The organism is Streptomyces fulvoviolaceus (assembly GCF_000718165.1).
GTDB classification, from domain to species: Bacteria; Actinomycetota; Actinomycetes; order Streptomycetales; family Streptomycetaceae; genus Streptomyces; species Streptomyces fulvoviolaceus.
This window is the reverse complement of record NZ_JOEY01000043.1, coordinates 56,749-82,910: the sequence shown is the minus strand read 5'-3', so window position 1 is coordinate 82,910 and position 26,162 is coordinate 56,749. Positions and strand designations below refer to the sequence as shown.

General features: G+C 70.8%; 25 protein-coding genes. 9 read left to right on the top strand and 16 right to left on the bottom strand.

Annotated elements, in window-relative coordinates; all coding sequences use genetic code 11:
• Positions 1–25 precede the first annotated feature (25 nt).
• Entirely contained in the window at positions 26–1,681 is a 1,656-nt protein-coding gene (locus IG08_RS0137710) for a hybrid sensor histidine kinase/response regulator (RefSeq protein WP_030613680.1), read from the bottom strand.
• A 21-nt stretch (positions 1,682–1,702) separates the two neighbouring features.
• Complete coding sequence (locus IG08_RS0137705; RefSeq protein ID WP_030613675.1) at positions 1,703–2,377, bottom strand: response regulator transcription factor; 675 nt, start codon at positions 2,375–2,377, stop codon at positions 1,703–1,705.
• 242 nt (positions 2,378–2,619) lie between these two features.
• Here IG08_RS0137705 and IG08_RS0137700 point away from each other — a divergent pair, with 242 nt between their 5' ends.
• Positions 2,620–3,012: an STAS domain-containing protein gene (locus IG08_RS0137700; protein ID WP_043456231.1), complete on the top strand. Its 393-nt coding sequence runs from the start codon at positions 2,620–2,622 to the stop codon at positions 3,010–3,012.
• Positions 3,013–3,019: 7 nt separating this feature from the next.
• On the opposite strand, the gene IG08_RS0137695 is transcribed toward IG08_RS0137700, so the two are convergent.
• From IG08_RS0137695 to IG08_RS0137680, 4 genes are all read right to left on the bottom strand, one after another.
• Positions 3,020–3,889 (bottom strand): geranyl diphosphate 2-C-methyltransferase, encoded by an 870-nt coding sequence (locus IG08_RS0137695; protein WP_030613669.1) that lies wholly within the window; start codon positions 3,887–3,889, stop codon positions 3,020–3,022.
• A 47-nt stretch (positions 3,890–3,936) separates the two neighbouring features.
• Positions 3,937–4,974 carry a family 2 encapsulin nanocompartment cargo protein terpene cyclase gene (locus IG08_RS0137690; RefSeq protein WP_030613665.1) on the bottom strand — a complete coding sequence of 346 codons (1,038 nt, stop codon included), beginning with the start codon at positions 4,972–4,974 and terminating at the stop codon, positions 3,937–3,939.
• A 5-nt stretch (positions 4,975–4,979) separates the two neighbouring features.
• Positions 4,980–6,422, bottom strand: a complete 1,443-nt coding sequence (locus IG08_RS0137685; protein WP_030613663.1) for a family 2B encapsulin nanocompartment shell protein — start codon at positions 6,420–6,422, stop codon at positions 4,980–4,982.
• 180 nt (positions 6,423–6,602) lie between these two features.
• Positions 6,603–7,610 carry a zinc-binding alcohol dehydrogenase family protein gene (locus tag IG08_RS0137680; RefSeq protein WP_199820979.1) on the bottom strand — a complete coding sequence of 336 codons (1,008 nt, stop codon included), beginning with the start codon at positions 7,608–7,610 and terminating at the stop codon, positions 6,603–6,605.
• A gap of 151 nt (positions 7,611–7,761) precedes the next feature.
• Here IG08_RS0137680 and IG08_RS0137675 point away from each other — a divergent pair, with 151 nt between their 5' ends.
• Both IG08_RS0137675 and IG08_RS0137670 read left to right on the top strand, forming a co-directional pair.
• A complete protein-coding gene (locus IG08_RS0137675; protein WP_078655888.1) occupies positions 7,762–8,562 on the top strand; it encodes a VOC family protein in 801 nt (266 codons plus the stop codon).
• A gap of 31 nt (positions 8,563–8,593) precedes the next feature.
• Positions 8,594–9,298, top strand: a complete 705-nt coding sequence (locus IG08_RS0137670; RefSeq protein WP_030613654.1) for a ribonuclease H family protein — start codon at positions 8,594–8,596, stop codon at positions 9,296–9,298.
• Between the two features lie 24 nt (positions 9,299–9,322).
• On the opposite strand, the gene IG08_RS0137665 is transcribed toward IG08_RS0137670, so the two are convergent.
• The 3 genes from IG08_RS0137665 to melC1 all read right to left on the bottom strand — a co-directional run bounded on the left by IG08_RS0137665 (position 9,323) and on the right by melC1 (position 11,072).
• Positions 9,323–9,775 (bottom strand): SRPBCC family protein, encoded by a 453-nt coding sequence (locus tag IG08_RS0137665; protein WP_030613651.1) that lies wholly within the window; start codon positions 9,773–9,775, stop codon positions 9,323–9,325.
• Between the two features lie 83 nt (positions 9,776–9,858).
• A complete protein-coding gene (gene melC2 / locus IG08_RS0137660; RefSeq protein WP_030613648.1) occupies positions 9,859–10,683 on the bottom strand; it encodes a tyrosinase MelC2 in 825 nt (274 codons plus the stop codon).
• Positions 10,684–10,715: 32 nt separating this feature from the next.
• Entirely contained in the window at positions 10,716–11,072 is a 357-nt protein-coding gene (gene melC1 / locus IG08_RS0137655) for an apotyrosinase chaperone MelC1 (protein WP_030613646.1), read from the bottom strand.
• A 341-nt stretch (positions 11,073–11,413) separates the two neighbouring features.
• Between melC1 and IG08_RS0137650 the strand changes: the two genes are divergently transcribed.
• A complete protein-coding gene (locus IG08_RS0137650) occupies positions 11,414–12,622 on the top strand; it encodes an FAD-dependent monooxygenase (protein ID WP_043456228.1) in 1,209 nt (402 codons plus the stop codon).
• Between the two features lie 15 nt (positions 12,623–12,637).
• On the opposite strand, the gene IG08_RS0137645 is transcribed toward IG08_RS0137650, so the two are convergent.
• The gene (locus tag IG08_RS0137645) at positions 12,638–13,810 is read right to left on the bottom strand and encodes an MFS transporter (RefSeq protein WP_030613639.1); all 1,173 of its coding nucleotides are present in this window, start codon (positions 13,808–13,810) and stop codon (positions 12,638–12,640) included.
• Between the two features lie 194 nt (positions 13,811–14,004).
• On the opposite strand from IG08_RS0137645, the gene IG08_RS0137640 reads away from it, so the two are divergent.
• Positions 14,005–15,483 carry an MFS transporter gene (locus IG08_RS0137640; RefSeq protein WP_030613636.1) on the top strand — a complete coding sequence of 493 codons (1,479 nt, stop codon included), beginning with the start codon at positions 14,005–14,007 and terminating at the stop codon, positions 15,481–15,483.
• Positions 15,480–16,076 (top strand): TetR/AcrR family transcriptional regulator, encoded by a 597-nt coding sequence (locus IG08_RS0137635; protein ID WP_030613633.1) that lies wholly within the window; start codon positions 15,480–15,482, stop codon positions 16,074–16,076. The genes IG08_RS0137640 and IG08_RS0137635 overlap by 4 nt, the downstream gene beginning before the upstream one ends.
• Here IG08_RS0137635 and IG08_RS0137630 read toward each other — a convergent pair.
• Complete coding sequence (locus IG08_RS0137630) at positions 16,073–17,797, bottom strand: cholesterol oxidase substrate-binding domain-containing protein (protein ID WP_030613630.1); 1,725 nt, start codon at positions 17,795–17,797, stop codon at positions 16,073–16,075. The two genes, IG08_RS0137635 and IG08_RS0137630, sit on opposite strands and share 4 nt — an antisense overlap.
• A gap of 136 nt (positions 17,798–17,933) precedes the next feature.
• Here IG08_RS0137630 and IG08_RS0137625 point away from each other — a divergent pair, with 136 nt between their 5' ends.
• Complete coding sequence (locus tag IG08_RS0137625; protein WP_030613627.1) at positions 17,934–18,917, top strand: aldo/keto reductase; 984 nt, start codon at positions 17,934–17,936, stop codon at positions 18,915–18,917.
• Between the two features lie 82 nt (positions 18,918–18,999).
• Entirely contained in the window at positions 19,000–19,485 is a 486-nt protein-coding gene (locus IG08_RS0137620; protein ID WP_030613624.1) for a DUF6328 family protein, read from the top strand.
• Here the strand turns inward: IG08_RS0137620 and IG08_RS57720 are convergent.
• From IG08_RS57720 to IG08_RS0137605, 3 genes are all read right to left on the bottom strand, one after another.
• Positions 19,367–20,098 (bottom strand): DUF2238 domain-containing protein, encoded by a 732-nt coding sequence (locus IG08_RS57720; protein ID WP_199820975.1) that lies wholly within the window; start codon positions 20,096–20,098, stop codon positions 19,367–19,369. The two genes, IG08_RS0137620 and IG08_RS57720, sit on opposite strands and share 119 nt — an antisense overlap.
• A gap of 85 nt (positions 20,099–20,183) precedes the next feature.
• The gene (locus tag IG08_RS0137610) at positions 20,184–20,621 is read right to left on the bottom strand and encodes an SsgA family sporulation/cell division regulator (protein WP_030613618.1); all 438 of its coding nucleotides are present in this window, start codon (positions 20,619–20,621) and stop codon (positions 20,184–20,186) included.
• A 61-nt stretch (positions 20,622–20,682) separates the two neighbouring features.
• Positions 20,683–21,741, bottom strand: coding sequence for a hypothetical protein (locus IG08_RS0137605; protein ID WP_043456224.1), 1,059 nt, complete (start codon positions 21,739–21,741; stop codon positions 20,683–20,685).
• Positions 21,742–21,931: 190 nt separating this feature from the next.
• On the opposite strand from IG08_RS0137605, the gene IG08_RS0137600 reads away from it, so the two are divergent.
• Complete coding sequence (locus tag IG08_RS0137600) at positions 21,932–23,374, top strand: serine hydrolase domain-containing protein (RefSeq protein WP_030613612.1); 1,443 nt, start codon at positions 21,932–21,934, stop codon at positions 23,372–23,374.
• Here the strand turns inward: IG08_RS0137600 and IG08_RS0137595 are convergent.
• Both IG08_RS0137595 and IG08_RS0137590 read right to left on the bottom strand, forming a co-directional pair.
• Positions 23,366–24,988, bottom strand: a complete 1,623-nt coding sequence (locus tag IG08_RS0137595) for a serine/threonine protein kinase (protein ID WP_030613609.1) — start codon at positions 24,986–24,988, stop codon at positions 23,366–23,368. The two genes, IG08_RS0137600 and IG08_RS0137595, sit on opposite strands and share 9 nt — an antisense overlap.
• A gap of 174 nt (positions 24,989–25,162) precedes the next feature.
• Positions 25,163–26,122, bottom strand: coding sequence for a threonine/serine dehydratase family protein (locus IG08_RS0137590; protein WP_030613606.1), 960 nt, complete (start codon positions 26,120–26,122; stop codon positions 25,163–25,165).
• Positions 26,123–26,162 lie beyond the last annotated feature (40 nt).

Below are 26,162 nucleotides of genomic sequence, written 5' to 3'. Positions count from 1 at the left end.
GAAGGGGGAAGACGTACGGCGGAGTTCAGGCGCCGTCCGGCCGCTCCAGGAGATCCAGCAGGTCGGTCAGCGGCAGCGGCTTGGTCAGATGGGCGTCGAACCCGGCCGCCCGGGACAGGGCACGGTCGGTGCCCTGGCTGAAGCCGGAGACCGCGATCAGCCGGAGCCGCTCGCCGTCCGGCCGGGCGCGCAGGGCGCGGGCGACCGCGTAGCCGTCGATGTCCGGCAGACCCAGATCGCACAGGACGACGTCGAAGGGGTGGGCGGCGGCGAGGGCGTCCCCGCCGGTGTGCACCGCCGTGACGTGATGGCCCTGCCGCTCCAGAAGGGTGCGGTAGGTCGCGGCCAGGTCCGCGTTGTCCTCCACGATCAGCACGGACATGTGGTGAGGGGCGGGCCGGGCGGCCACGGGCCGGGGCGGAGGCGGGATCTCGGAATCGGTCGTCGGCAGTGCCACCGTGAACGACGCGCCCTTGCCCGGCCCGTCGCTGTACGCCGTGATCGTGCCGTCGTGCAGTTCCACCACCGTCCGTACCACCGAGAGCCCCAGCCCCAGACCTTCGGGCGTGTCGGGCCCCGCCGGCGCCGCGCGCATGAACACGCCGAACAGCTCCTCGGTTTGGCCGGGGTCGAAGCCGATGCCGTCGTCCCGCACCGTCAGCCGGGCCCGGCCGTCCTCGGCCACGAGATCCACCTCGGTGTGCCCGCCGGGCCGGGTGTACTTGAGCGCGTTCGACAGCAGGTTGGTCAGCACCTGGGCCAGCCGCAGCCGGTCGCCGTCCACGACCAACGGCTCGGCCGGCAGCCGCACGTCGAGGCTGCGGCCCGAGTGCCGGAACAGGCCATGGATGTCGGCACACGCCCCGTCGACGACGGACCGTACGTCGACCGGCTCGCACACCAGCTCCAGCCGACCGGTCACCGCCCGGGTGCCGTCCAGCAGGTCGTTGCTCATCCGGGCCAGCGTGCCCAGCTGCCGCTCCAGGACGGACAGCGCCGGATGACCGTCCGGCATGTCGAGGGCCAGCAGTTCGGTGGCCGCGGTGGCGGCGGCCAGCGGGTTGCGCAGCTCGTGCGAGAGCGTGGCGATGAACCGGTCCTTGGCCCGCTGCTCCTCCCTGAGCCTGCGGCCCGCCGCGTCCAGGTCGGCGTTGGCCCGGCTCAGCTGCTCGTTGACCTCGCGGATCTCCCGCGCCCGCACGAACAGGTCGATCTCCATGCCCTCCGCGCGCATCTGCGCCTCGGCGGCGGCCCGGTGCTGCTCGCGCTCCACCCGGCGCAGATGCACGAACTCCGTGACGTCCTCGACCCGGTGGATGATGTACATCACCCGCCCGTGGGCATCCAGGACCGGCGAGTTGACCGGGCTCCAGTACCGCTCGTCGAAGGCGCCCTCCTCGCTCGCCGGGATGTCGTAGCGCTGCAGTGCCATCGTGTCCGTACGGCCGCTCGTCGCCACCGTCTCCAGCGAGCGGCGCAGATTGGCGACACCGTCCGCCGACGGGTCCTCCGGATTGTCGGGGAACACGTCGAAGATGAGGCGTCCGACGATGCTCCGCTCGGTGCGGGTGGCCGTGAGGTAGGCGCGGTTGACCTCGACGATGGTGAAGTCGGGGGTGAGGATCAGCAGGGGGGACAGCACTGCGTCGAACAGGCGCCGGAAATCCGGGGCGTCGGGCATGGGCGGACCTCTCGGTCGGGCTCAGGGGTCGAGGCGGTAGCCGTAACCGCGGACGGTGGTGATCCTCGGGGCGGGAGCGGGCAGCTCCGCGAGCTTGCCGCGCAACCGGTACACGTGCTCGACCACGGTCGCGGGCTGCTGCCAGGACGAACCCCAGATCCGGTCGAGCAACTGCTCCGCAGAGAAGACCCGGCCGGGCGCGGCGGCCAGCATCTCCAGCAGGGCGTACTCCTTGGGGCGCAGGGTCAGCAGGACGCCGTCCACGGAGGCCTGGCGCGCCGCGGTGTCGATGCGCAGGGAACCGGCCTGGAGCACGGTCGGCATCTCCGGCGGCTGCGAGCGGCGCAGCACGGCGTGGATCCGGGCCACCAACTCCCGCTGCGAGAACGGCTTGACCAGGTAGTCGTCCGCGCCGATCTCCAGGCCCGCGACCCGGTCGGTCTCCGCCCCGCGCCCCGTGACCACGATGACCGGAAGGCGGCTGGTGGAACGCAGCGCCCGCAGCAGCTCCAGCCCGCTGCCGTCCGGCAGACCGAGGTCCAGGACGGCCAGATCGACGCGACCCTCGTAGAGCGCGGACTTACCGGCGCGAGCGTCCATGGCCCAGGTGACGGTGAAACCCGCGCGCTCGAGATAGGAACTGCACATCAGTGCGAAGTCGCGGTCGTCCTCGATCAGAGCGAGGTGTGGGCGCATGCCGCATCACCTGGCCCGACTGGCGTCCGCTCGTTGTGTCGCTGATGAGCGGGCGTTGATGCCCCGACCATGTCGTGAAGGTAGAACAGTGAATGCCACGGTTCAAGGGGAGCCGCGCAGGGGGAGTTCCGGCGCGGGCCCGTGCGGCGCGGGGAGGTTCACACCGCCGCACGAGCCCGCGCCGGAGCGCGCGCCCCGGCGCGAGCGCGGGGCACGAGAGTGGGAGCGGGAGACGGAACAGCGTGTACGAGAACTACCTGGAGCCCGTCACCACCGCGTCCTGGCCACCGCCCGGTGACCACGCACTCCGGCGTGCCGCCGACGGCCTGCTGGTCGCCGAACTGCGCGGCGAGATCGATCTCGCGACCGTCACTCAACTGCGCTGCTGGCTGGACTCCGTCGTGTCCCTGAGGGCACCGGCTTACCTCGTCGACCTGCGTGCGGTCGACTTCATCGACTCCGCCGGACTGAACCTGCTGCTCCGCCTGCGCCGCAGGGTTCTGAAGGAGGACGGAGCGTTCGCCGTGCTGTGCACGGCGAACACCCGGCGGCTGATGGGCGCGCACGGCACCCTGGCCGTCCTGGATCCGGCGACCACACCGGCCCAGGCGGCCGCTCGGTTGTCCGCGGACTGACCGCGCCTCACACGCGGTCGGCCGCGATCAGCAGGTACTGGAAGCTGCCGTTCCGGTATGCCGTGAGGAAGGTGTCCTCGATGCCGGTGACCAGATGGTCGGCCTGCCGGCGCAGTTCCCAGTACGGCATGGTCGCCTCGGTCAGGTCCTCCACGTGCACCGGCACGAGCCGGTGGCGGGCCAGGGCCCGGAAGTACGCGGACCGGGGATGGATGTCGCAGATGTAGTGGGCGTTGATGAGGGAGACCTCGCGGGAGGCCCGCCCGTAGGTGTCGTTGTAGCAGCCGGTGACCACCACATAGCGTCCCCCGCGGCGCAGCAGCCGGGCGTGCTCGGCGAACAGCAGGTCCAACTCGACGTACATGGAGGACTCGTTGTTCCAGGACGCCGCGTACGCCCCGGACCGTAGACCGGTGTCCAGCATGTTGCGGTGGTGGTAGCGCACCCGATCCGCGATGCCCCGCTTGCGGGCCTGCGCGTTCGCGAACTCGGCCTGCTTGGCGGAGATCGTGACCCCGTCGGAGTGGCAGCCGTACCGCAGATGCGCCACGACGCTGCCGCCGCCGCGTCCGCAGCCGGCGTCGAAGACACGGTCCTCGGGGGAGAGTGGACCCAGATGGGCGGCCAGGAGTTCGGCCTGGCCGTGTTCCAGACGGTGCAGTTCGGCGGTGATCCGCTCGCGCCGCCGGACGGGGTCGGGCTCGTCGAGCACCGACAGATCGACGGCCCCGACGCCGTAGTGGTGGTGGTAGAGGTCGTCGAGCTTTCCGAGTTCGAGGTTGACCGGGTTCTCCTCGGCGTTCCAGTAGTCCGCGACGTGGGTCTGGTACGTGGACTGGATGGGCACCGGTGCGGTTGCGGCTTCGGCGGTCGTCAACGATGGCTCCTCGTGCTGGGTGTGACGGTGAGTCAAAGTGCCTGCCCCTACCAGTAGTTGGGCAGGTGATAGCGGTGACTGTTGGTGGCGTGCCACTCGTGGTTCCCGGCCACCCAGTCGGAGAGGCCCTGGACGTAGCGCTCGACCAGGGGTGATGTGGCGGACAGCAGGGCGGATTCCTCCTCGAACGTCTCCATGATCCGGTTGTGGATCTCGACGGCCTTCAGATAGGCGGCCTTGAGCCCGCGGCGCTCGTTCGCGGCGATGACCATCGGCAGGTTGAGGTGGGTCGGGTCGCTCGCCAGTTCCTTGGTGAAGGAGTAGAGGTCGTTGACGAGCGTGGTGGCGTTGCCGGCGAGCGCGGTGATGCGCTGGATCTCGGGGCGGGCGTACACCGCCTCGGGCAGTTCGTAGCCGTCCACCGCGTCGACGACCGACAGACAGGGGCGGAAGTTGTTGAACTGCCGCATCACCAGGTACTCCCACACCTGGGGCATGTACCGGCTCTCGCCCCAGGCGGCCTCTCCCAGGTACCCCAGGTGCAGCCGGGCGATGTCGTGCAGGAACCGGTCGGTCTGGCTGGGTGTGGCGACGACGGCGTAGTCCTTGAGGGCCCAGTGGTACGAGCGCAGTGGTCCGTCGCTCTGCATACCGCTCAGCCACTGCTCCTGCAGCCCGGGCGGGCCGTGGAACGGGTCGAGCGCGGACTGGGCCAGGATCAGCCGCCCACCGAGGCCGCTGCGGGAACCGCCCCTGTCCTCGTCCTCCTCGCAGTAGACGTTGTCGACGAGGTTCTCCGCGAGCAGCAGCTTGCCGGCGACGGTGAGGCGCTCCAGATCGGCCGCCCGGGGATGCTGGAGCACTACCGCCCGCCCGAACTGGAACCCCGAGAAGTCCCCGCTCCACGCCTTGGGGAACAGGTCGAGGCGATGGGCCCAGGCCTCCAGCCCGCGGTCGACCTCCTGGGCCTTCACGGGGTCGGCGGGTGCGACCTGCCGGTACCGGAGCCCGGGGATCGCCCCACCGCGCCGGGTCCGCAGGGTTCTGGCGATGTCCGGTGGCCCCGGAAGGGACTGTGTGCTCATCGCGGTCACTCGGCGGTCCGGCCGACCTGGGCGTTCTCCAGGATCCCGACGGCGTCGGGCACGAGGATGGCCAGGGAGTAGTAGGCGGTCACGAGGTAGCGGATGATCGAGTTGCCGTCGATGCCCATGAACCGCACGTTCAGACCCGGCTGGAACTCCTCCGGGATGCCGGTCTGGTACAGCCCGATGGCACCCTGGTCGCCCTCCCCGGTGCGCAGCGCGATGATGCTGCTGGTGTGCTGCGGGCTGACCGGGATCTTGTTGCAGGGGAAGATCGGGACCCCGCGCCAGGCGGGGATCTCGTGTCCCTCGACGCTCGCCGTGCCGGGCACCAGACCGCGCCGGTTGCACTGTCGGAAGAACGCCGCGATCGCCTTCGGGTGGGCGAGGAACAGCTTGGTCTTGCGGCGCATCGCCAGCAGCTCGTCCAGGTCGTCCGGAGTGGGCGGCCCGGTGAAGGTGCTGACGCGCTGCCCGTAGTCGGCGTTGTGCAGCAGTCCGAACTCCCGGTTGTTGACCAGCTCCCACTCCTGGCGTTCGCGGATCTCCTCGACGGTCAGGCGGAGTTGCTGCTCGGTCTGGTCCATCGGGTTGTTGTAGAGGTCGGCGACCCTGGTGTGGACCCGCAGCACGGTCTGGGTGAGGGACAGTTCGTACTCGCGCGGGGCGAGGTCGTAGTCGACGTAGCCACCGGTGAGGGTCGGCTCGCCGACGTGGCCCGCCTGCACCGGGACGTCGGCCTCGCCCTTGCGGTTCATGGGCAGCTTCTGCTGCTCGGCGTAGGCCTGGAGATGTGCCGCGAGGGACGGCACCCGGTCGGTGAACTCCGTGACCACGCTCCACGGGAGCACCAGCAGCACGCCCGCGGTCTCGGCCCGCACCGAGCTCAGCCACAGCGGGTCGGGCTGGCCGATGGCCTCGTCGCCCATCTGGTCGCCGTCGGTGACGACCCCGACGATCTCCTCCTCGCCGTACTTGCCCTCGGTGAAGCGGGTGAACCGGCCGTGCACCACGAGGTACGTCTCCGTGACCGGCTGCCCGGCCTCGTGGAGCACCTGCCCGGCGCGGACCTCGCGGACCCGGAAGCGGGTCGCGACCTCCTTGAGCACGTCGAGGTCGGAGTACCCGCGCAGGACCGGCAGTTCGGTGAGCGTCCCGGGGATGACCTTGATGTCGTCGGCGCCGTTCTGCTCGAACTGCACCCGTCCCCGGCCGACGCGGAGCTGGAGGCGCCGGTTGACCCGGTAGGTGCCGCCCTTGACGTCCACCCAGGGCAGCATCCGCAGCAGCCAGCGCGAGCTGATGGCCTGCATCTGGGGTTCGGACTTGGTGGTGGTGGCGAGCTGCCGGGCCGCCTGGGTGCTGAGACTGGTGAGCTGGGCGTCGGAGTTCGGTTCGGGGGCGGATTCGTCGACGGCGGGACCGGTGGCGCTGTCCGGAGTGGACACATTCCCTCCTGGGAAGCGAGCGGGCTGGCCATGCGCGTGTACAAGCCAAACAGCCACCGGGGCGGGCGGGTCAGGGCGTGAAGGGGGCGGCTTCACGTACCGGAGATCCCAAACCTCGTCCTTGGGGCAGACGGCGCATCCCGTGGGCCGCCGCACCTCTCGGGTGCCCCAACACGCCGTTCAGACCAGGTCGTTGACCAGCACCGCCGCCCCGTCGAAGCGCCCGGCCTTCAAGTCCGCGAGCGCCCGGTCGGCTTCCGACAGCGGGTACGCGTGCGTGGTGGCGCGCACGCCGTACCGGGCGACCAGCGCCAGGAACTCGCGGCCGTCCTCGCGGGTGTTGGAGGTGACGCTGCGCAGCTCCTTCTCGTAGAACAGCTCGCTCTCGTAGTGCAGCGGCGGGGTGTCGCTGAGGTGGATGCCGGCGACCGCCAGGATCCCGCCCCGGTCCAGGGCCCGCAGTGCGACCGGGACCAGGTCGCCGACCGGGGCGAACAGGATCGCGCTGTCCAGCGGCTCCGGCGGCATCGCGTACGCGTCCTGCGCGGAAGCCGCGCCCAAGTCGAGCGCCAGCCGCCGCGCGGCCTTCCCCCGGGTCAGGACGTGCACGGTGGCCCCCTCGGCCAGCGCGACCTGCGCACACAGGTGGGCGCTGCCCCCGAACCCGTACAGCCCGAGCCGTCCGCCCGGTGGCAGGGTCGCCCGGCGCAGCGCGCGGTAGCCGATGATCCCCGCGCACAGGAGCGGTGCCAGGGCCACGTCGTCGACACCGTCCGGCAGCCGATACGCGAAGTCCGCGGGTACGGTCGTGTACTGCGCGTAACCGCCGTCGGCGTCCCAGCCCGTGTACCGCGAGTCCGGGCACAGGTTCTCGGCCCCGCGCACGCAGTAGGCGCAGGTGCCGTCCGTACGGCGCAGCCAGGCCACCCCCACCCGGTCGCCGACCGCGAAGCCGCTCACCGCCGCCCCGAGGCCCGCCACCACGCCGACGACCTCGTGCCCGGGCGTCACCCCCGCCCGGCGCACCGGCAGGTCGCCCTCGGTGACGTGCAGGTCGGTACGGCAGACCCCGCACGCCCGCACGTGCACGAGGAGCTCGTCCGCGCCCGGCACCGGGACCGGTTTCGCCACGAACCGGAGGGCTCCTTCCTCGACCGGCCCCGGAGTCACCACGGACCACGCACGCATTGTTTCGCCCGTCATACCGTTCCCCGTCCCACCGAAGACCGTCCCGTCCCTCCCAGTCTGAAGCGGACTCGCCCGTTCGACGCGCGGTCCGGCGTCCCCGTGACTAGCGTGAGGAAACGGACCATCCACCGATTCGGAGAGGGCCGCAGTCATGGCCGTACAACCTGAGGGAACCCCCTGTTGGGCCGATGCGATGTTCAGCGACGTCGAGGGAGCCAAGAGCTTCTACGGCGACGTCCTCGGCTGGACCTTCGGCGAGGCGTCGTCGGAGTACGGCAACTACACGCAGGCCTACTCGGACGGCAAGGCCGTCGCCGCCGTCGTCCCGCCGATGCCGGGCCAGGAGGGGCAGTCACAGTGGTGCCTGTACTTCGCGTCCCCGGACGCAGCCGCCACCGGCGCCAAGATCCGTGACAACGGCGGTGAGCTGCTGATGGAGCCGATGCAGGTCGGCGACTTCGGCACGATGTGCCTGGGCCGCGACCCCAGCGGTGTCGTCTTCGGCGTGTGGCAGGCGGGTGTCCACGAGGGCTTCGAGGCGCCGCCCGAGCAGCCCGGCGCGTTCTGCTGGGCCGAGGTCTTCACCCGCGAGCCCGAGAAGTCGGACGCGTTCTTCCCCGCCGTCTTCGGCTACACCGCCAAGCAGATGCAGGACGACGCGATCGACTTCCGTATGTTCAACCTCGGCGACAACACGGTCCTCGGCCGCATGAAGATGACGGACGAGTTCCCGCCCGAGGTGCCGCCGTACATCAACGTCTACTTCACCGTCGACAACTGCGACGACGCCGTCGCCAAGGCCACCAAGCTCGGCGGCATCCTCAGGTTCGGGCCGATGGACAGCCCGTTCGGCCGGTTCGCGGCGCTCAGCGACCCGCAAGGCGCGAGCTTCTCGGTGATCGACGTCACGACGACCGCGGGAGAGATGCCGCAGTCCACGGACGTCTCCTGAACCCTGTCCGAGCGCCTCGCCCGTCCGTGGCATGATCGGGCCCATGCGTGAACGTGTTGTGGCCGCGTGCGACGGAGCGTCGAAGGGGAACCCCGGACCGGCGGGCTGGGCCTGGGTCGTCGCCGACGAGACCCAGACCCCGACCCGCTGGGAGGCGGGGCCGCTCGGCAAGGCCACCAACAACGTTGCCGAACTCACTGCCCTGGAGCAGCTGTTGGCGGCGACCGATCCGGACGTACCGCTCGAGGTCCGGATGGACTCGCAGTACGCCATGAAGGCCGTCACCACCTGGCTGCCCGGCTGGAAGCGCAACGGCTGGAAGACGTCCGCCGGCAAGCCGGTCGCCAACCAGGACCTGGTCGTCCGCATCGACGAACTCCTGGACGGGCGCGCCGTCGAGTTCCGCTACGTCCCCGCCCACCAGGTCGACGGCGACCCGCTCAACGACTTCGCGGACCGCGCGGCCAGTCAGGCGGCGGTGGTCCAGGAGCCCGCGGGCAGCGCCCTCGGCTCGCCGCAGCCGCCGCCCTCGCCGGACACGCCGACGAAGAGCGCCCCGCGCCGCCGGCCCGCCGGGGCCAAGTCGGCCCGGCAGAACGGCGGTTCCGCGCGCACGATCAAGGCGAAGTTCCCCGGTCGCTGCGCGTGCGGCCGCTCGTACGCGGCCGGCGAGCCGATCACGAAACTCGCCCAGGGCTGGGGCCACCCGGAGTGCCTTGCAGAGGCGGCCGGGTAGCGCGCGGTTGTCGTCGGACGGTGCTCAGCTCACGACGCCGCGCCAGCCTCCGGTCTCCTGACCGCGCTCCTCGATGAACCTCTTGAAGCGCTCCAGGTCGCCCTTGGTCTGCCGCTTCACGAACCCGAGCTTGTCGCCGACCTTCTCGGTGATGCTGTCCGGATGGAAGTCCAGCTGCAGCATCACCTTGGTGTGCCCGTCGTCGAGCCGGTGGAAGGTCACCGCACCCGCCTGCCGGGCCGCACCGGCGACCGTGGTCCAGGCGACCCGCTCGTCCGGGATCTGCTCGGTGATCTCCGCGTCGAACTCCCGGTGTACTCCGTGGACGTTGGTCACCCAGTGCGTGAGCGTGTCGGTGCGCTGTTCGATGCGGTCCACCCCGTCCATGAACGCGGGGAACGTCTCGAACTGCGTCCACTGGTTGTAGGCGGTGTGCACCGGGACGCCGACCTCGATGGATTCCTCGACCTGCGACACGGGTGAATCACTCCTTTGTCCTGTCGGGTGTGTCCGGCGCGGGTACCGCGTGACCTGTGGAGCAAACCGCCGACCGGCACCCGTCAGTCGGTGTCGAACGTGTAGTGGACGGTGTGGTCCAGCAGGTCGGCGGGGCGCGTGTCGTTCCACGGCTTCATCGTCTCGCCGAGGTCGACCACGTCCGGTGTCCCGGCGGCCGGCACATAGCCGGAGTCCGGGTGCCGCCGCTGCCACTCGGCCCACAGCTTGTCGACGTAGGCGTGATGCAGCCAGAACACCGGGTCGTTGGGCGAGACACCGGTGGCCATCTGCCCGCCGACCCAGACATGGACCCGGTTGTGCAGATTGGCGCCGCGCCAGCCCTCCAGGTGGTTGCGGAAGCCGTCTGAGGCGCTGTTCCACGGAGCCATGTCGTACGTCGGTATCGTCAGGACCGACTCGACCTCGCCCCGGGTCGGCAACTCCCGTACACCGCCGCCGAGGGCGCGCCGCAGATACGTACGCCCGTCGACGCGCACGGTGATCGGCCAGTCGCCGGTGGACGCGGCGAACGGGCCGTCCATCACCCGGCCGTCGCGGCTGCGCCCGGTGCCGCCGAGGAAGTCGGGGGCCCACAGCGAGGCCCCCGCCGAGCGGTCGGTGCTCCAGTCCCAGTAGGGCAGCGCTACCGAGGCGTCCACCGACCGCAGGGCGCGCTCGAAGTCGAGCAGGAATCTGCGGTGCCAGGGCAGGAAGGACGGCGAACGGTGGCCGGTGCGCTCGCCGTTGTCGGTGTCGCCGACGATGAAGGCGTTGTGCGTGGTGACGAACTCGTCGTAGCGGCCGCTGCGCTTGAGTTCCAGGACGGCGGCCACGAAGCGCCGCTTCTCGTCGGTGGTCAGGCTCGCCTGGTTCTTGCGGACGGTCACGTGTGGGTCTCCCAACGGGTGTGCGGGGCTGGTCAGTTGGCGGAGAAGGGAAGAAGCTCGGCGCCCTGCAGTTCGTCGACCGCGGTGCGTGCGGCGGCGCGCGGTGTCGGCACCGGCGCGTAGTGGCTGACCACGCTGATCCAGGTGCCGTCGGCGTTGCGCATCACGTGCAGTTCCACGCCGTCGACGAGGACGGTGTATCCCGTGCCGTGGTGGTGACCGCCGACCGGACGGCCTTGTATCCGGCGACCCTTGTAGACCTCGTCGAAGGTTCCGGGGGAGTGGTGAGGGTCGGCGGACGCCTGCGCGGGGACGACTGTCCGGACACCGGCCGTAGCGGCCAGGGCGACTGTGGTGGTGAGCGCGCGGCGACGGCTGAGCTCGGGCATGCGGGACCTCCTGAAGATGTTCGGGTTGACGACTCCGCATGCCTATCGGCCCGGCCGAGAGCGGGAGAAATCGCCCGAGCATGGTTGGCCCGGATCCGGACAATTACTCAGATGTCGTACAGAGTTGAACAAAGATGATCTTGCTGTGGAGAGGGTCCGCCGGCCCCCGGAAGAGGGAATTCCTTCTCGCGGGCGCGGTGATTCCGGTGATCCTTCGCGAGGGAACCGGCTGGCGGTGGCCTGTCTCACCCGGAGAAAGTGACGTGATCGCGAAGGCGGGAGCTCGGCACCTCGGCTGCTACTCTGCGTTGCCAAATGACCGCTTTGGGTAATTCCTGGGGGTGCGTGTGAAGGTCGCCTGCATCGGCGGCGGGCCCGCCGGCCTGTATCTCTCGATCCTGCTGAAACGGCAGGACCCGTCCCACGACATCACTGTCCACGAGCGCAACCCGGAGGGCTCCACCTACGGCTGGGGCGTCACCTACTGGCGCGGACTGCTCGACAGGCTCCACACGCACGACCCCGAGTCGGCCCGCGCGATCGAAGAGCACTCGGTCCGCTGGAACGAGGGCGTCGCCCGAGTACGGGACCTCGCCACACGACGCGGCAGCGACGAGGGCTTCGGCATCGGCCGCCACCGTCTGCTGGAGATCCTCGCCGCACGGGCCCGGTCGCTGGGCGTACGGCTGGAGTTCGAGCACGAGATCACCGACGGGAACCTGCCCGCGGCCGACCTCGTCGTCGCGGGCGACGGCGTCCGCAGCACCCTGCGCTCGCGCCACGCCGGCCACTTCGGCGCGGAGCTCAAGGAAGGCCGCAACCAGTACATCTGGCTCGGCACCAGCAAGGTCTTCGACTCCTTCACCTTCGCGTTCGTCGAGACCGACCACGGCTGGATCTGGTGCTACGGCTATCCCTTCGGCCCGGAGCGCAGCACCGTCGTCGTCGAGTGCGCACCGGAGACCCGGGTCGGCCTCGGCCTCGACCGCGCCGACGAGGCCGAGGGACTGGTCCTCCTGGAGAAGCTGTTCGCCGATGTTCTGGACGGCCACCCGCTGATCGGCCAGGACGGCGCGCAGTGGCTCGGCTTCCGCACGCTCACCAACCGCACCTGGCACCGCGACAACCTCGTCCTCGTCGGCGACGCCGCGCACACCACGCACTACTCCATCGGAGCCGGCACCACCCTCGCCCTGGAGGACGTCATCGCGCTGGCCGGAGCCCTCGGCGAGACCGCCGATCTCCCGCAGGCCCTTGCCCGTTACGAGCAGCAGCGCAAGGCGGAACTGCTCTCCATCCAGAGCGCGGCCCGCTACAGCGCCCAGTGGTACGAGAACCTGCCGCGCTACATCGGCCTCCCCCCGGAGCAGATGTTCGCCCTGCTGGGCCAGCGGCACTCGCCCCTGCTGCCCTACGTCCCGCCCCAGCTGTACTACCGGATCGACCAGGCAGCCGGGCAGTTGGAGGCGCTGCGCAGGTTGAAGCGCTGGCTGGGGCCGAAGGTCGCCCGGACCGTGCACGCGCGGGCGCTGGCCTCCCGCAAGCACTGAACTCGATCGGCGTCCTCAGACGAAGTGGTCGGTCTGCTGAGCGGGTGACCTGGCCAGGTGTGCGGCAACGGCCATGACGATGACGGAGACCAGGGTGATACCGGCGCCGACGTAGAGCGGCGCCGTGTAGCCGAGACCCGCGGTGATGGCCAGGCCGCCGAGCCAGGCGCCCAGCGCGTTGCCGATGTTGGACGCGGACACGTTGGCGCTGGCGGCCAGTGCCGCCCCGTGGGCGAAGTCGGTGACGCGGGTGATCATGCCGGGCACACTGGCGAACCCGGTCAGTCCCATCAGGAACACCAGGATCACCGACGCGGTGGCGCTGGCGGCCACCAGGCCGAACACAGTCAGGGTGACGGTGAGTCCGAGCAGGGCGAGAACCAGGGCACGGTCACGGTCATGGTCGGCCGCTCGCCCGCCGATCAGGTTCCCGACGACCAGGCCGACGCCGTACACCATCAGCAACCAGGCGACATCCGCGGAGGAGAAGCCGCCGACCTCGGTGAACGTGTAGGCGATGTAGCTGAACGCGCCGAACATCCCGCCGTAGCCGAGCGCGGTGGCCGTCAGGGTCAGCCAGACCTGCCAGGACCGGAACGCACGGAACTGGTCCCGTAGGTCCGAGCGCGGGCCCGTCTCTGCCGCGTCGCGGGGGACGAGGGCGACGATCCCCGCCAGCGCGAGCACACCGATCGCGGTGACCGCCCAGAAGGCCGCTCGCCAGCCCCAGCGTTCACCGACGAGCGCACCGAACGGCACGCCCAGCACGTTCGCGAGCGTCAGCCCGGCGAACATGACCGCCACCGCGCGGGACTTCCTCTCCGGCGCGACGAGACTACGAGCGACCAGCGAGCCGATGCCGAAGAACGAACCGTGGCACAGCGCCGCGACGATCCGCCCGAGCAGCATCACCGGATAACTCGGCGCGATCGCGGACAGCAGGTTGCCGATGACGAACAACGCCACCAGGCCGACCAGGACCTCCTTGCGGGGCAGTCGTGCCGTCGCCGCGGTCAGCGCGATCGCACCGATGGCGACGCTCAACGCGTACCCGGAGATCAGCCAGCCGGCGGCCGCCTCGGACACCGCGAAACTCGACGCGACCTGCGGCAGCAGCCCGGCGATCAGGAACTCGGTCAGACCGATGCCGAAGCCGCCGAGGGCCAGCGCGATGAGTCCACTCGGCATCCGTCGCTCTCCGATCACGCGCCCGACGAGTCGCACCGGGGCACCACTATGCCACCACGGGTGCGGCGTTCGTACGGGTGTCCGTCGCCCTGCGGCCGCACGCCCAACTGGGCCGCGGTATTGGGTGAATGGGAATTCATCGCTATGGTGAATTGCCATTCACGTCTACTTTTCCGCCCGAAGCCGGAGTGCCGATGGATCAGACCGGCCCGATACCCCACCCGCACGGCGGGAGCCTGCGGGCCCGGCTCACCGTTCCGGTGCTGGCGTTCGGCGGCACCCTCATGGCGGTCATGCAGACCGTGGTCGTACCCCTGCTGCCGGACCTGCCCCGGCTGACGGGAGCCTCCGCGGCCACCGTCTCCTGGATGGTCACGGCGTCCCTGCTGTCGGGAGCCGTCCTCACCCCCGTGCTGGGCCGGGCCGGCGACATGTACGGCAAGCGGCGGGTCCTGATGACGGCCCTCGGCCTGATGACCCTCGGCTCGGTCGTCTGCGCGCTGTCCGACGACATCGGCGTGCTCATCGCGGCCCGCGCCCTCTCGGGCGCCGCCTCCGCCGTCGTACCGCTGTCCATCAGCATCCTGCGGGACGAACTGCCGCCGGAGCGCACGGGCGGTGCGGTGGCGCTGATGAGCTCGACCCTCGGTATCGGTGCCGCGCTGGGCGTGCCCCTCGCGGCGCTGATCGTGCAGTACGCCGACTGGCACACCATGTTCTGGGTGACGTCGGCCCTCGGAGCCATCGGCGTGACGTCCGTGTGGTGGGCGGTGCGCGAGTCACCGGTCCGCGAACTGGGCCGCTTCGACGTCACCGGAGCGCTGGGACTGGCCGTCGGGCTGGTGTGCCTGTTGCTGGGTGTGTCGCAGGGCGGGCAGTGGGGGTGGGGCAGCCCTGCGATCGTGGCGCTGTTCGTGGGCGCCGTCGTCGTACTGGGCCTGTGGTGGTGGCAGCAGCTGCGGGCCGAACGGCCCTTGGTCGACCTGAAGTTGGTGGCCCGGCCCAGGATCGGCCTGTCCCATGTGGCCGCGCTGCTCACGGGGTTCGCCTTCTACGCCAACTCCCTGGTGACCGCACAGCTGGTGCAGGCGCCCGAGGCCACCGGATACGGGCTCGGGCTGTCCATCGTCGACACCGGTCTGGTGCTGCTGCCCGGCGGCTTCATCATGCTGCTGTTCTCACCTGTGTCCGCCCGCATCTCGGCGGCCCGCGGCCCGCGCGTCACGCTCGCCATCGGGGCCGCGGTCATCGCCCTGGGGTACGCGGTGCGCATCGTCGACAGTCGCGACCTGTGGATGATCATGCTGGGGGCCGCGGTCGTGGGCACCGGCACCACCCTCGCCTACTCGGCGCTGCCCACGCTGATCCTGCGGGCCGTCCCGGTCACACAGACCGCGTCCGCCAACGGCGTCAACGTCCTGATGCGGACCATCGGCCAGGCCCTCTCCAGCGCCGCCGTGGCCGCCGTACTCGTGCACCACACCAGCCCGGTCGAGGGGACCCCGCTGCCCACCCTGCACGGCTACCTGCTGGCCTTCGCCATGGCGGGCGCGGTGGCCCTGGCGGCGTGTGCCGCGGCGCTGACCATCCCGGGCGACCCCGTGCCGGACGGGACACGCCGGGCCCGGGGGCGGACCCGGGGCGCCCGGGACGAGGCGATGGAGGGAGCATGAGTGTCGTGAGCACTCCACCCACCGTGTCCCCGACCGAGTCCGCACCCGTGCGCCGGGACGCCGAGGCGACGAAGGCGGCCATCCTGAGGGCGGCCCGGCACCTCATGGCCCGGACCGCCCACGCCGACATCACGCTCAAGGCGGTCGCCGAACGCGCCGGTGTCAGCCCGCCGTTGATCGTGAAGTACTTCGGCAACAAGGACACCCTCTTCACTCGCGTCATGTCCTTCGAGTCCGACGCGGCCGTCCTGCTGGACGCACCCCTGGACGGGCTCGGCCGCCACATGGTCCGGCACGTCCTGGTGAGCCAGAGCGAGCGCGGCGCCGACCCGCTGCTGCGGATCGCCTTCGCTCCCCTGCAGGGCGAGGGGGGTGACGTCCTGCGCGTCAACTTCCGCACCCAGGTGGTCGAACGCCTCGCCGAACGCCTCCCCGGCCCCGACGCAGGACTGCGCGCGGAACTCGCCGTGGGCACGCTGCTCGGCCTCGGCGTGATGTACGGCATCGCCCGCGGCGCGCATCTGCGCGCCGCGGCGATCGACGACATCGTGGACCGCTACGCACCCACGGTCCAGGCGCACCTCACGCCCTAGTCGAACAGCCGGTCCAGGAAGGCGTTCCCGAACACGCCGTGGGGATCTAGCCGGTCCAGGACACCGGCCGCCTGCCCCCAGGCAGCCTCGCCGAACGACGCGGGCACCGCCGTACCGAGCACCTCCTCGTCGCTCCACACGGCAGCGTCCGTGTAGGCCCAGCCCTTGGACCACTCGACGCGGGTGAGGGCGTCCGTGCCGTCGTGGGAATCCAGCAGGAACAGCTCGATCTCGCGCAGGAACGCCTCGGCGTACGGTGTCCCGGGCAGCGTCAGGATGTCGAGCCACACGGCGGTGTCCCACTCCGGGTGTGCGTCGCTCGCCCGCAGTGCCGACAGCAACGGGGCCCGGGCGCCGTCCAGTTCGGCCTCGGCCGGGTCGTCGAGGCCGGTCACCCGGATCTCGACGGTGCCGTTGACCGGGAAGCGGCCGAGCGCCGCGTACGCCGTGAGCCGCTCCCGGTAGTGGTCGGTGAACTCCGAGACGACCCGCTGCACTTGATCCCGGGTGGTGAGCACGGCGTACCCGTTCGCGGTCACCCTGAGTGTGGTCGGCTTGATGTACAGCAGCGTGTTCTTCGACGGCCCCCAGATGTCCGCGGACAGCGTCGCCACGAGCCCCAGCGCGGCCGCGTCGAGCTGGGCGTTGCCCAGCACCGGGGCCAGATACCAGGCCGCGTCCGAGACCATCCGCCCGGCCAGGTCCGCCACCAGGGTCGGGACGTTGTCGGAGAACGGATAGTTGTACGGCGATGTCACGCGCCGCGACGTGAGCGGCTTGGTGGGTTCGACGCTCCACACCTTCAGCCACGGGAACTCGGTGAAGGCGAACCAGATCGCCTCGACCCGTCCGGCCTGTTCCAGGTAGCTCGCGAGGGTCCGTCCGTCGCTGCCGGGCGCCGCGAAGAGCTCGCCGGCCGGGATGTCCGTACGGCTCACGCACCGCAGGTTGCTGTTCGCGCCCACGCGCAGCACGACCTCGGTGATCAGCGCCCGTCCGAGGTGGGTCAGGAGCGCGGCGGCGTCGGCCTCGTCGCGGTCGTAGGTGCGCAGCACGTAGGCGCCGCTGTCCTCGTCCCACACCACGGCGGTGAGCGACAGGATGCGATTGCTGAGTGAGCCGTACGTCTGACCGGGCAGCCGCTGCTCGCCCTCGGCCGGTACGGCGGAACCGTGCGCGTCGATGGCCAGGGCGCCGCCCAGCGTGAGGTCGCCGGGAGCGGGGGCGGCGGTGACACCGAGCCCGTGCTCCTCCAGATAGGTGAGCAAGGCCTCCAGCGTGACGCCGGTGCCGGCCCGCACGGCGGAGTCGGAGTCCAGGGACAGGCCGGTGAGGTGGGAGGCGGTGTCGACGAGGAGAACCGGCGCGTCCGACGCCGTACCCTCCGTGATCGTCAGGGGCGACCAGCCGTGTGACGAGCCGCGGGCACGCACCCGCCAGCCGTGCCGCCAGGCCCAGTTGACGACGGCGACCGCCTGGGCGGGGTCGGTCGGAGCACAGGCCCACAGTCCGTCGGCGGTGATCTCGCCGACCCAGTTCCGGTATGCCGAACGATAGAGGGCCACGTCCGCCGGGAAGTCCGGCAACTGCTCGGCCGCGACCGCTGGATCCGCTGCTATGAGGACCGGTACGGCGGCCAGGGCGGCGGCGCTGAGGAGAAAGCCGCGGCGGCTCCAGGACGGGTCTTCCTGGCGGTGGTTGTTCGCTGAACGATCAGTCACGGGCACACGGTAGGGCCCAGTTGACACGTTCATGCCTCCTGTCGAGTCGTGTCACTCGTGTGAGTGAACGATTCACAGGTGACCGGCCGGAGGATCTGGTTCCGTGCAGGTCGGTGACGGATGACAGACTGGCGTCATGGACGAGCGCACATTCGGTAGGTCGCAGCAGCACGCATCCGTCGTAGGTCTCGGCACCTGGCAGCTGGGTGCCGACTGGGGAGACGTCGACGACAAGGAAGCACTCACCGTGCTGGAGGCGGCGGCCGAGTCGGGGGTCACCTTCTTCGACACGGCCGACGTGTACGGCGACGGACGCAGCGAGCAGACCATCGCCACGTTCCTCGGCAGCCGCCCCGACCTGCACGTGCTGGTCGCGACGAAGATGGGGCGCCGCGTCGACCAGATCCCGGAGAACTACGTACTCGACAACTTCCGTGCCTGGAACGACCGTTCGCGGCGCAACCTCGGCGTCGACCGCATCGACCTGGTGCAGCTGCACTGCCCTCCGACGCCCGTGTACTCGTCGGACGAGGTGTTCGACGCTCTGGACACCCTGGTCGAGGAGGAGCGCATCGCCCACTACGGCGTCAGCGTGGAGACCTGCGAGGAGGCGCTGACCGCGATCGCCCGGCCGGGTGTGGCGAGCGTGCAGATCATCCTCAACCCCTTCCGTATGAAGCCCCTGATCGAGGTCCTTCCGGCGGCCCAGGAGGCCGGTGTCGGCATCATCGCCCGCGTCCCGCTGGCCTCCGGCCTGCTGTCGGGGAAGTACACCAAGGACACCGTCTTCCCCGAGAACGACCACCGCACCTACAACCGGCACGGCGAGTCCTTCGACCAGGGCGAGACCTTCTCGGGCGTGGACTACGCCACGGGCGTCGAGGCGGCCGCCGCGTTCTCCGCCCTCGCCCCGGAGAGGTACACCCCGGCCCAGCTCGCCCTGCGCTGGATCGTCCAGCAGCCGGGTGTGACCAGCGTGATCCCCGGCGCCCGCTCGCCCGAGCAGGCCCGCGCCAACGCGGCCGCCGCCAAGCTGCCGGAGCTGTCCGACGAGACGCTCGTCGCGATCCGGGACCTGTACGAGAAGCGGATCAAGGACCAGGTCGAGAACCGCTGGTGAACCCGCACGGCCCCGGGAGCAGCCGCCCCGCTGCTCCCGGGGCCGCTTGTTTGGCCGATCGGCGGCTGGTTACACGGACCGCATGGTGGAGGAAGACACGCGGACGGGGCGCGACGAGTCCGAGGAAGAGCGGGCCGACCGCAGGTGGGCCGAGCTCATCCAGGAGGTCCGCGTGGCCCAGATGGGCGTGCAGATCCTGTTCGGCTTCCTGCTCACCGTCGTGTTCACCCCGAAGTACGCCACCCTGGAGGACACGGACCAGACGATCTACATCGTCACGGTCGTCCTGGGCGCCTGCGCGACCGGCGCGCTGATCGGGCCGGTGTCCCTGCACCGCCTGGTCTCCGGGCGGAAGGTCAAACCCCAGGCCGTGCACTGGGCCTCCCGGCTGACCTTCGTCGGCCTCCTGTTGCTGCTCGCCACGACGACCGCCTCGCTCCTGCTGATCCTCAGGGTCGCCACCCACGACGACTATGTGCCCTGGCTGGTCGCGGGAGTCGTCGGGTGGTACCTGCTGTGCTGGTTCGTGCTTCCGGCGTGGACCCGGTACCGCTATACGACGCGCTGACAGGGAGGCCGGCCAGCTGCCGGTCGTGCAGGCGGCCGAGCAGCAGCACCGAGACGGTGGCGCCGATCAGGGCGCAGAACATGTCCCACTGGGTGTCCCACACATCGCCCTGGGTGGCCAGGAAGGCGTCCGCCGCCTGGCCGCCGATCACCGCGGCCGCCCACTCGAGCATCTCGAAGACGGCGCTGAAGGCGAGACAGGCGCACACGGTCAGCGGCGCCAGCCAGCGGCTGCCGCGCAACGGCGAGGTGCGGCTGAGCAACTCCCGTACCAGGACGGCCGGTACGAAGCCCTGCATGAGGTGGCCGAAGCGGTCGTACGGATTGCGCTCCAGCCCGAACGTGTCGCGCACCCAGTCGCCGAGCGGCACCTCCGCATAGGTGTAGTGACCGCCCACCACCAGGACGAGCGCGTGCGCCGCCAGCAGGCAGCACAACAGGTCGGTCAGGGGAAAGCGCCGCCAGGTCAGCACGATCAGCGGCAGGCCGACCAGCACCCACACGGTTTCCAGGAACCAGGTCGTGCGATCGCGCGGACCCCAGGCGGACAGGGCCAGCGCGGCGACCACGAACACGGCGAGCGCAGGAGGCAGGGGCCGTCGTGCAGCGGTCATGAGGGGCTCCTTCTCGGTGGAGTCCTCATCGTCGGGGGTGGGGGCCGAGGACGGCATGAGTACGGCTACTCAGCCGGCGTCCGCATCAGCCCCCGGCGATGACCGACGCCAGGAAGTCCTCGACGCCGACGTCCTCCCGACCCGGCGGCACGGCCTCCTCGGTCTCCCGCAGGAAGGCCGCGAGCGCCGGGGCCCACGCGAACACGACGGCGTGCTGACGGCCCCCATCGGGGCGGGCGTCGCCGAAGAAGTCCATGCGCAGCTCCTCCCACATGCCGGTCGACACGGGGCACAGCCGTACGTCCCCGACCCCGACCGGACGCAGCAGGCCGTCGGCGAGCATCTCCCGGTCCAGCCGCCACCGCGCCAGCACCCGGCCGTCATGACTGAACACCGCGGTGACGGCGAACGGGTCCGCCGCGTCGTAGCTCAGGTGGGCGAGCACGGGGAAACGGTCCGTGTCGCTCGCCTGGAGCTGGACGACCAGGGTCTTGAGCGCGGTCTTGTGCGCGAAGGAGTTCACCTGAGGGCCTCCGGGGTGAAGGACGTAGAGCCCTCTAGTACCCCTCCCGCGCGCACAATGCTCAGTCCTGCGGCGGATTCTCCTGCCCACCACCGCGCAGCGCCGTGAGGCAGGTGGCGATGGCCTGCTGGAGTTCCTCGAGGCGCTGCACCATGTCGTCCTCGTAGAAGTCCTGGGCGTCGTCGAAGGTGAGCTCCTCGAACGCCTTGGTCGCCTTCTGCAGGCTGCTGTAGAACTTCGTCCGCTTTTCCTGGACGCGGAGTTCGGGGTCGGCCTCCACGGCCTCCGCGACGAGGGACTTCATGGTGTCGAACGCCTCGGTGGCCCACTCGCCGGAGTCCTCGCCCTCGTCCAGCTCGTCGAGGAGCGACAGGTGCCGCTCCGCCTCCTCGCGGAGGTCGACGGGCGCGTCGATGGTCTGTCCGGCGGGCGTCTTGACCTGGCCCGACTCCGCGATCTGGCGGACGTAGCCGATCCGGTCGGACGTCCTGCTCTCGGTGGCGACCGCCTTCTTCAGGTCGTCGGTGCGCACGACGTCGCGGGCCAGCTCGGCCTGCAGCTCCGGGTCCTCCTTGATCCGGTCGAGCAGCGCGCTGCGGGCCGCCCGGGCGGTGGAGGGGTCAGCGAGGATCGCGGCGCGCAGGGCGGTCGGGTTCTCGGCCACCTCCAGCGCCTTGGTCGGGCGGATGCCCTCGGCCTCGGCGGCCTCGGCGATGGCCGTGCCGCGCTCCGAGGTGGCGCTGTTGCGGGAGACGTAGTAGCTGAGCCAGACGTCGGCGTCCGGCAGCTCCACCTCCTGGCCGGGCGCGAGGGCCTCGAAGTGCGGGACGAAGCCGTCGTCGGCGGCCCGGTCCCAGGCCTTGTAGTAGCGCATGACACGCTCCGGCGAGCACCCGGCCAGCTCGGCGAACTCCTTCGCGGACACCTTCGGCGTCTCGTCCGCGCTCTGGCCGCCGGGCCGTACGCTGCGCGCCACCATCAGGCCGAAGGCCCATCCTCCGGTCCGCGCGTAGACCCCGAACTCGCGTGCGTCCCGGGCGACGAGGTCGGACAGGGGCGCGGGGGACGTCTCAACCGACGTTTCGGACGACGTCTCGGACGGGTCGATCGCAAGGGTCACGGGTGACTCTCCTGGGCTGGGCTGGGCTGGTCTGTTCGTGCACTTCGACTGCACTTCGACTGCACGAGGTGCAGCTCGGAAGCCTAATGGGCCCACCGGAGAATCCTTGCCGTCCTTGAGGTCCGTGAGATGCGCGTCGCTCTTCGAAAACCCTCTCGATCACGGCGGACGATCGGGAGAGGATGCCCGTATGAGTGTCCGTTCCCTGCCCACAAGTACCCCCGCCGCCCAGGGCGTCGACGCTTCTGGCGTCCAGGACTTCCTCGACGCCCTCGAAGCCGCGCCGGACATCGAGCCGCACAGTCTGATGGTGCTGCGGCACGGTCACGTCGTGGCGTCCGGCTGGTGGGCGCCGTACACCCCCGACCGCCTGCATCTTCTCTACTCACTCAGCAAGAGCTTCACCGCGACGGCCGCCGGATTCGCCGTCGCCGAGGGGCTGATCCGGCTGGACGACCCGGTGATCTCGTACTTCCCGGAGTTCGAGGCCGACATCACCGACCCGCGCAGCCGCGCGATACTCGTCCGGCACGTGGCGTCGATGTCCAGCGGGCACCTGGAGGAGACCTTCGACCGGGCGCGCGCCCTGGACCCCGAGGAACTGGTCCGCGGATTCCTCCTGCTGCCCCCGGACCGCGATCCCGGCACTGTCTTCGCGTACAACCAGCCGGCCACGTACACGCTTGCCGCGATCCTCCAGCGCGTCACGGGCCAGCCGCTCACCGAATACCTGCGGCCCCGGCTCCTGGACCCGCTCGGCATCGGCGAGTTGGCGTGGATCAGCGACCGGACGGGCCGCGAGCTGGGCTTCAGCGGGCTGCACGCCACCACCGACGCGATCGCCCGGCTCGGCCTGCTGTATCTGCAGGGCGGTGTGTGGGAGGGCAAGCGGCTGCTGCCCGAGGAGTGGGTGGCCGAGGCCACGCGCGTGCATGTCGCGAACGCGGACGGCACCCCTCAGGGCGCGCTGTCGGACTGGCAGCAGGGCTACGGCTTCCAGTTCTGGATGTCCCGGCACGGCTACCGCGGGGACGGGGCCTACGGACAGTTCTGTGTCGTACTGCCCGAGCAGGACGCCGTGATCGCGATCACGGCGGCGACCGAGGACATGCCGGAGCTGTTGAACCTGGCGTGGAAACACCTGCTGCCCGCCTTCGCGCCCGGCCCGCTGCCCGGCCGGGAGGCGGCGGACGCCGCCCTGGCGGACCGCCTCACGCGGCTCGCCCTGCCGCCTGCCGCGGGCAAGCCGACGCCCCCGGACCGTACGGAGGCCTGGTCCGCCGCCGAATTCACGCCGTACGGCGGTGCCTGCGCCGACCAGCCGACCCTGACCGGCGTCGGGGTCGGGGCGGACGCGGCCGGCTGGACTCTGACACTCATCGAGGACGGTCACCGGCTGGATCTGCGGCTCGGGGAGAGCGGGTGGAGGGTCGAAGACACGCCGGTGCCCACCGCGGTGAGCGGGGGCTGGACCGACGCGGACACCCTCGCCCTCGACGTGGCGTTCCTGGAGACACCGCACCACCTGGTGGTGACGTGCTCTCTCGTGGACCGGACGTTCACCGCGCGCTGGCGCACCACGCCGCTGCACGGCGGTCCGCTGCGCCGGCTGCGGGCGCCCCGCTCAGTCTGAGGGCAGCCGGAAGGTTGTCAGGAAGGTGTCCAGGGCCTCCCGGTTCGCGGAGTCGTTCCAGTCCGCGGCCGGGGTGGTCCACCGCAGCGAGTAGCCGCGTCCCTCGCCGATGAGGAAGCCGCGGCCGAAGGTGCGCACCTGCGTCCCATCGACCTCGGAGAGCCACTGCATGTCGGCGGCCTCGCGGCCCTGATACGTCGTCGCCCGGATCTCTCCGATGCGCTCGTACGCGCCCTCTTCCTTCAGCCCCGGCTCGACGTCGTCGCGCCAGACGGCGACGGGATCGGCGCCCACACGTTCGCTGTAAGTGACGGCGAGCGTGCGCGGGTCGCCGGTGGCACCGAAGGTGACGCGGTACGCCAGATCGGACTGGCGTGTGGTGCGCAGCGCTTTCCAGCCCTTGGGGAGGGCGACGGTGAAGCCCTCGGGGGAGTGGTACCGGCTGTATCCGGCGGGCAGTGCCGTACCCGATGGGGACGGGGATGCGGTCGGCGTCGGCGTCGGTGTGGGTGTCGGCGTCCCGGACGGACTGGGGCTCTGTCCGCCGGTGTTGCTTCCGGGCACGGAAGCGGAGGCAGAGGCGGATGTCGGGGTGGAAGGGGACGGGCGGGTCGCCGCGCCCGTCCCGGAGGAGTCGTCGTCCGTCAGCTGGCGGGTCACCACGAGGACGGATACGGCGACCGTGACGACGGCGAGTGCGGTGCCGGCGACCAGGGTGCGCCTGCTCCAGCCCGGGGCCGCGGCGTACATCCCGCGCAGCCGGGGCCTGGACACCGCCTGCAGGGTCCCGTCGGGGTCCTCGTTCAGCACCCGGGTGAGCGCCTCGCGCACCACCGGACGGGTCAGCCGTTCCCTGGAGTTCTTGCGGAGCAGCCCCTGGACGGTCGGCGTGAGCGGCCCGGCACGCACCGGCGAACGCAGCGGCAGGCGGTCCACCCCCCTCAGGGTGGCCTCCGGCTGGTCACGGTCGCGGAAGGGCGGGCGTCCCTCGACCAACGTGTAGAGGATCGCGCCGAGCGCCCACAGGTCGGCGGCCGGCCCGATGCGCTCGTCGCGGGCCTGCTCCGGCGAGGCGTACGACGGTGCGGTGAGCCGGGGGGCGAGGGTCGCGCCGGCCAGCCCGAAGCCGGTGACCACGAGGGAGCCCTGGTTGCGGACGAAGATCTGTCCCGGGCTGAGTTCGCCGTGGGTGATGCCCTCGCCGTGTGCCGCCTCCAGGATGTCGAGCAGCTCCAGGCCGATGCGCGCCGCCCGTGCGTAGTTGAACGTGCCCTGCCGGGCGACGAGTTCGCCGAGCGGGATCCCGTCGATGCACTCGGTGACGGTCCACAGGGTGCCGTCGTCCTCCCCGGCGTCGATGACCGTGGCGACCCGGCCGGGGCACAGCATGCCAAGGGTCTCGGACATGCGGATGACCCGCGCGGTGGCCCGCAGCGAGGTCTCTCCGTCCGGGTCGGCCGGGAGCCCGATCTGTGTGAGAAGGCAGGGATATCCGGTCGTGGCGTCTTCGCCGTACCAGCAGATACGGTTGGTCTCGCGGTGCAGGACATCCAGGAGCCGATACCTTCCGGCGACCAACTGCTGCGTGGAGACGTGCGCCTTGACCATGGTCATCCCTCGCTGAACCCCTGGCTCTCACCTTTCACACAGGTACGGGGAGTACCGCGGTGTGTGTTCAACGAATTCCCAACCGATGGCCATCGCTTTCCTTTTGTTCGGCTGCTTTACGGCGGGTCAGCAGAACTGTCCGGCCGTTGACCGGAGTTGGGCGCCGCCTGCCTCGGAGCCTCAGCGCAGCCCGAACCGCTCCGACCACGCCATGACGTCGGCGGTGGTCGCGTTGCCCCCGCACAGGACGAGCCCCAGCCGGGCGCCGTCGCCGACCCGCTGGAGCACCTGCCGGGCCGCGGGCAGAAGACAGCCGGCGGCCGGCTCGGCCCACACCTTGGCGTGCTCGGCGAGATCGAGACAGCCCCGCACCGCCTCCCGGTCCGGCACCACCAGGACCTCGGTGACCAGTGCCGTCACATGGTCGTACGTCAGCCGGGACACGGACGGGGCGCTGAGGGTGGACACGATCGAGGACAGCGTGACCGGCACCGGTCCGTCCGCGGCCAGTGCCTCGGACATGGCCTGGGCGCCCTCGGTCTCCACGCCCCAGATCCGCACGCCCGGGCGATGGGCCCGCAGCGCCGTCGCGACCCCGGCGATCAGCCCGCCGCCCCCGATGCTGACGAGGACGTCGGTGATGTCGTCGGCGTCCTCGGCGAACTCCAGTCCGACGGTGCCCTGTCCGGCGATCACCACGGGGTCGTCGAAGGGGTGGACCAGCGTCAGCCCCTCGTCCCGCAGCCGGGTCACGAGCGAGAACGCGCCGTCCATGTCCTCGGTCAGCCGCAGCGACGCACCGGCGGACTCCACGATCTCCACGGACCGGGCGGGCGCCGACCGCGGCATGACCACCGTGGCCTTCACATCGAGGGCGGCGGCCATGACCGCGAGAGCGATCCCGTGGTTGCCGCCGCTGACCGCCACGACCCCGGCCGCCCGCTCGGCCTCGCTCAGCGAGAGCAGCTTGGCCGTCGCCCCGCGGGCCTTGAACGAGCCGGTGCGCTGGAGCAGTTCGAGCTTCGTGGTGACCGGGGCGCCGAGCAGCGCGGACAGGCCGGGGCTCGGCAACGTCGGGGTGCGTACGACGTGTCCGGCGATCTGCTCGGCCGCGTGCTCGATGTCCGTGATGCCGATCAAGACGGTCTTCCTTCCGGCGCGGGGTGAGGATCCGTGCCGT

Coding starts and splice junctions, on each gene's coding strand:
- IG08_RS0137710 (WP_030613680.1), bottom strand. CDS start 1,681: ATGCCCGACGCCCCGGATTTCCGGCGCCTGTTCGACGCAGTGCTGTCC.
- IG08_RS0137705 (WP_030613675.1), bottom strand. CDS start 2,377: ATGCGCCCACACCTCGCTCTGATCGAGGACGACCGCGACTTCGCACTG.
- IG08_RS0137690 (WP_030613665.1), bottom strand. CDS start 4,974: ATGAGCACACAGTCCCTTCCGGGGCCACCGGACATCGCCAGAACCCTG.
- IG08_RS0137680 (WP_199820979.1), bottom strand. CDS start 7,610: ATGCGTGCGTGGTCCGTGGTGACTCCGGGGCCGGTCGAGGAAGGAGCC.
- IG08_RS0137675 (WP_078655888.1), top strand. CDS start 7,762: ATGGCCGTACAACCTGAGGGAACCCCCTGTTGGGCCGATGCGATGTTC.
- IG08_RS0137670 (WP_030613654.1), top strand. CDS start 8,594: ATGATCGGGCCCATGCGTGAACGTGTTGTGGCCGCGTGCGACGGAGCG.
- melC1 (WP_030613646.1), bottom strand. CDS start 11,072: ATGCCCGAGCTCAGCCGTCGCCGCGCGCTCACCACCACAGTCGCCCTG.
- IG08_RS0137645 (WP_030613639.1), bottom strand. CDS start 13,810: ATGCCGAGTGGACTCATCGCGCTGGCCCTCGGCGGCTTCGGCATCGGT.
- IG08_RS0137640 (WP_030613636.1), top strand. CDS start 14,005: ATGGATCAGACCGGCCCGATACCCCACCCGCACGGCGGGAGCCTGCGG.
- IG08_RS0137635 (WP_030613633.1), top strand. CDS start 15,480: ATGAGTGTCGTGAGCACTCCACCCACCGTGTCCCCGACCGAGTCCGCA.
- IG08_RS0137625 (WP_030613627.1), top strand. CDS start 17,934: ATGGACGAGCGCACATTCGGTAGGTCGCAGCAGCACGCATCCGTCGTA.
- IG08_RS0137620 (WP_030613624.1), top strand. CDS start 19,000: ATGGTGGAGGAAGACACGCGGACGGGGCGCGACGAGTCCGAGGAAGAG.
- IG08_RS57720 (WP_199820975.1), bottom strand. CDS start 20,098: ATGACCGCTGCACGACGGCCCCTGCCTCCTGCGCTCGCCGTGTTCGTG.
- IG08_RS0137600 (WP_030613612.1), top strand. CDS start 21,932: ATGAGTGTCCGTTCCCTGCCCACAAGTACCCCCGCCGCCCAGGGCGTC.
- IG08_RS0137595 (WP_030613609.1), bottom strand. CDS start 24,988: ATGACCATGGTCAAGGCGCACGTCTCCACGCAGCAGTTGGTCGCCGGA.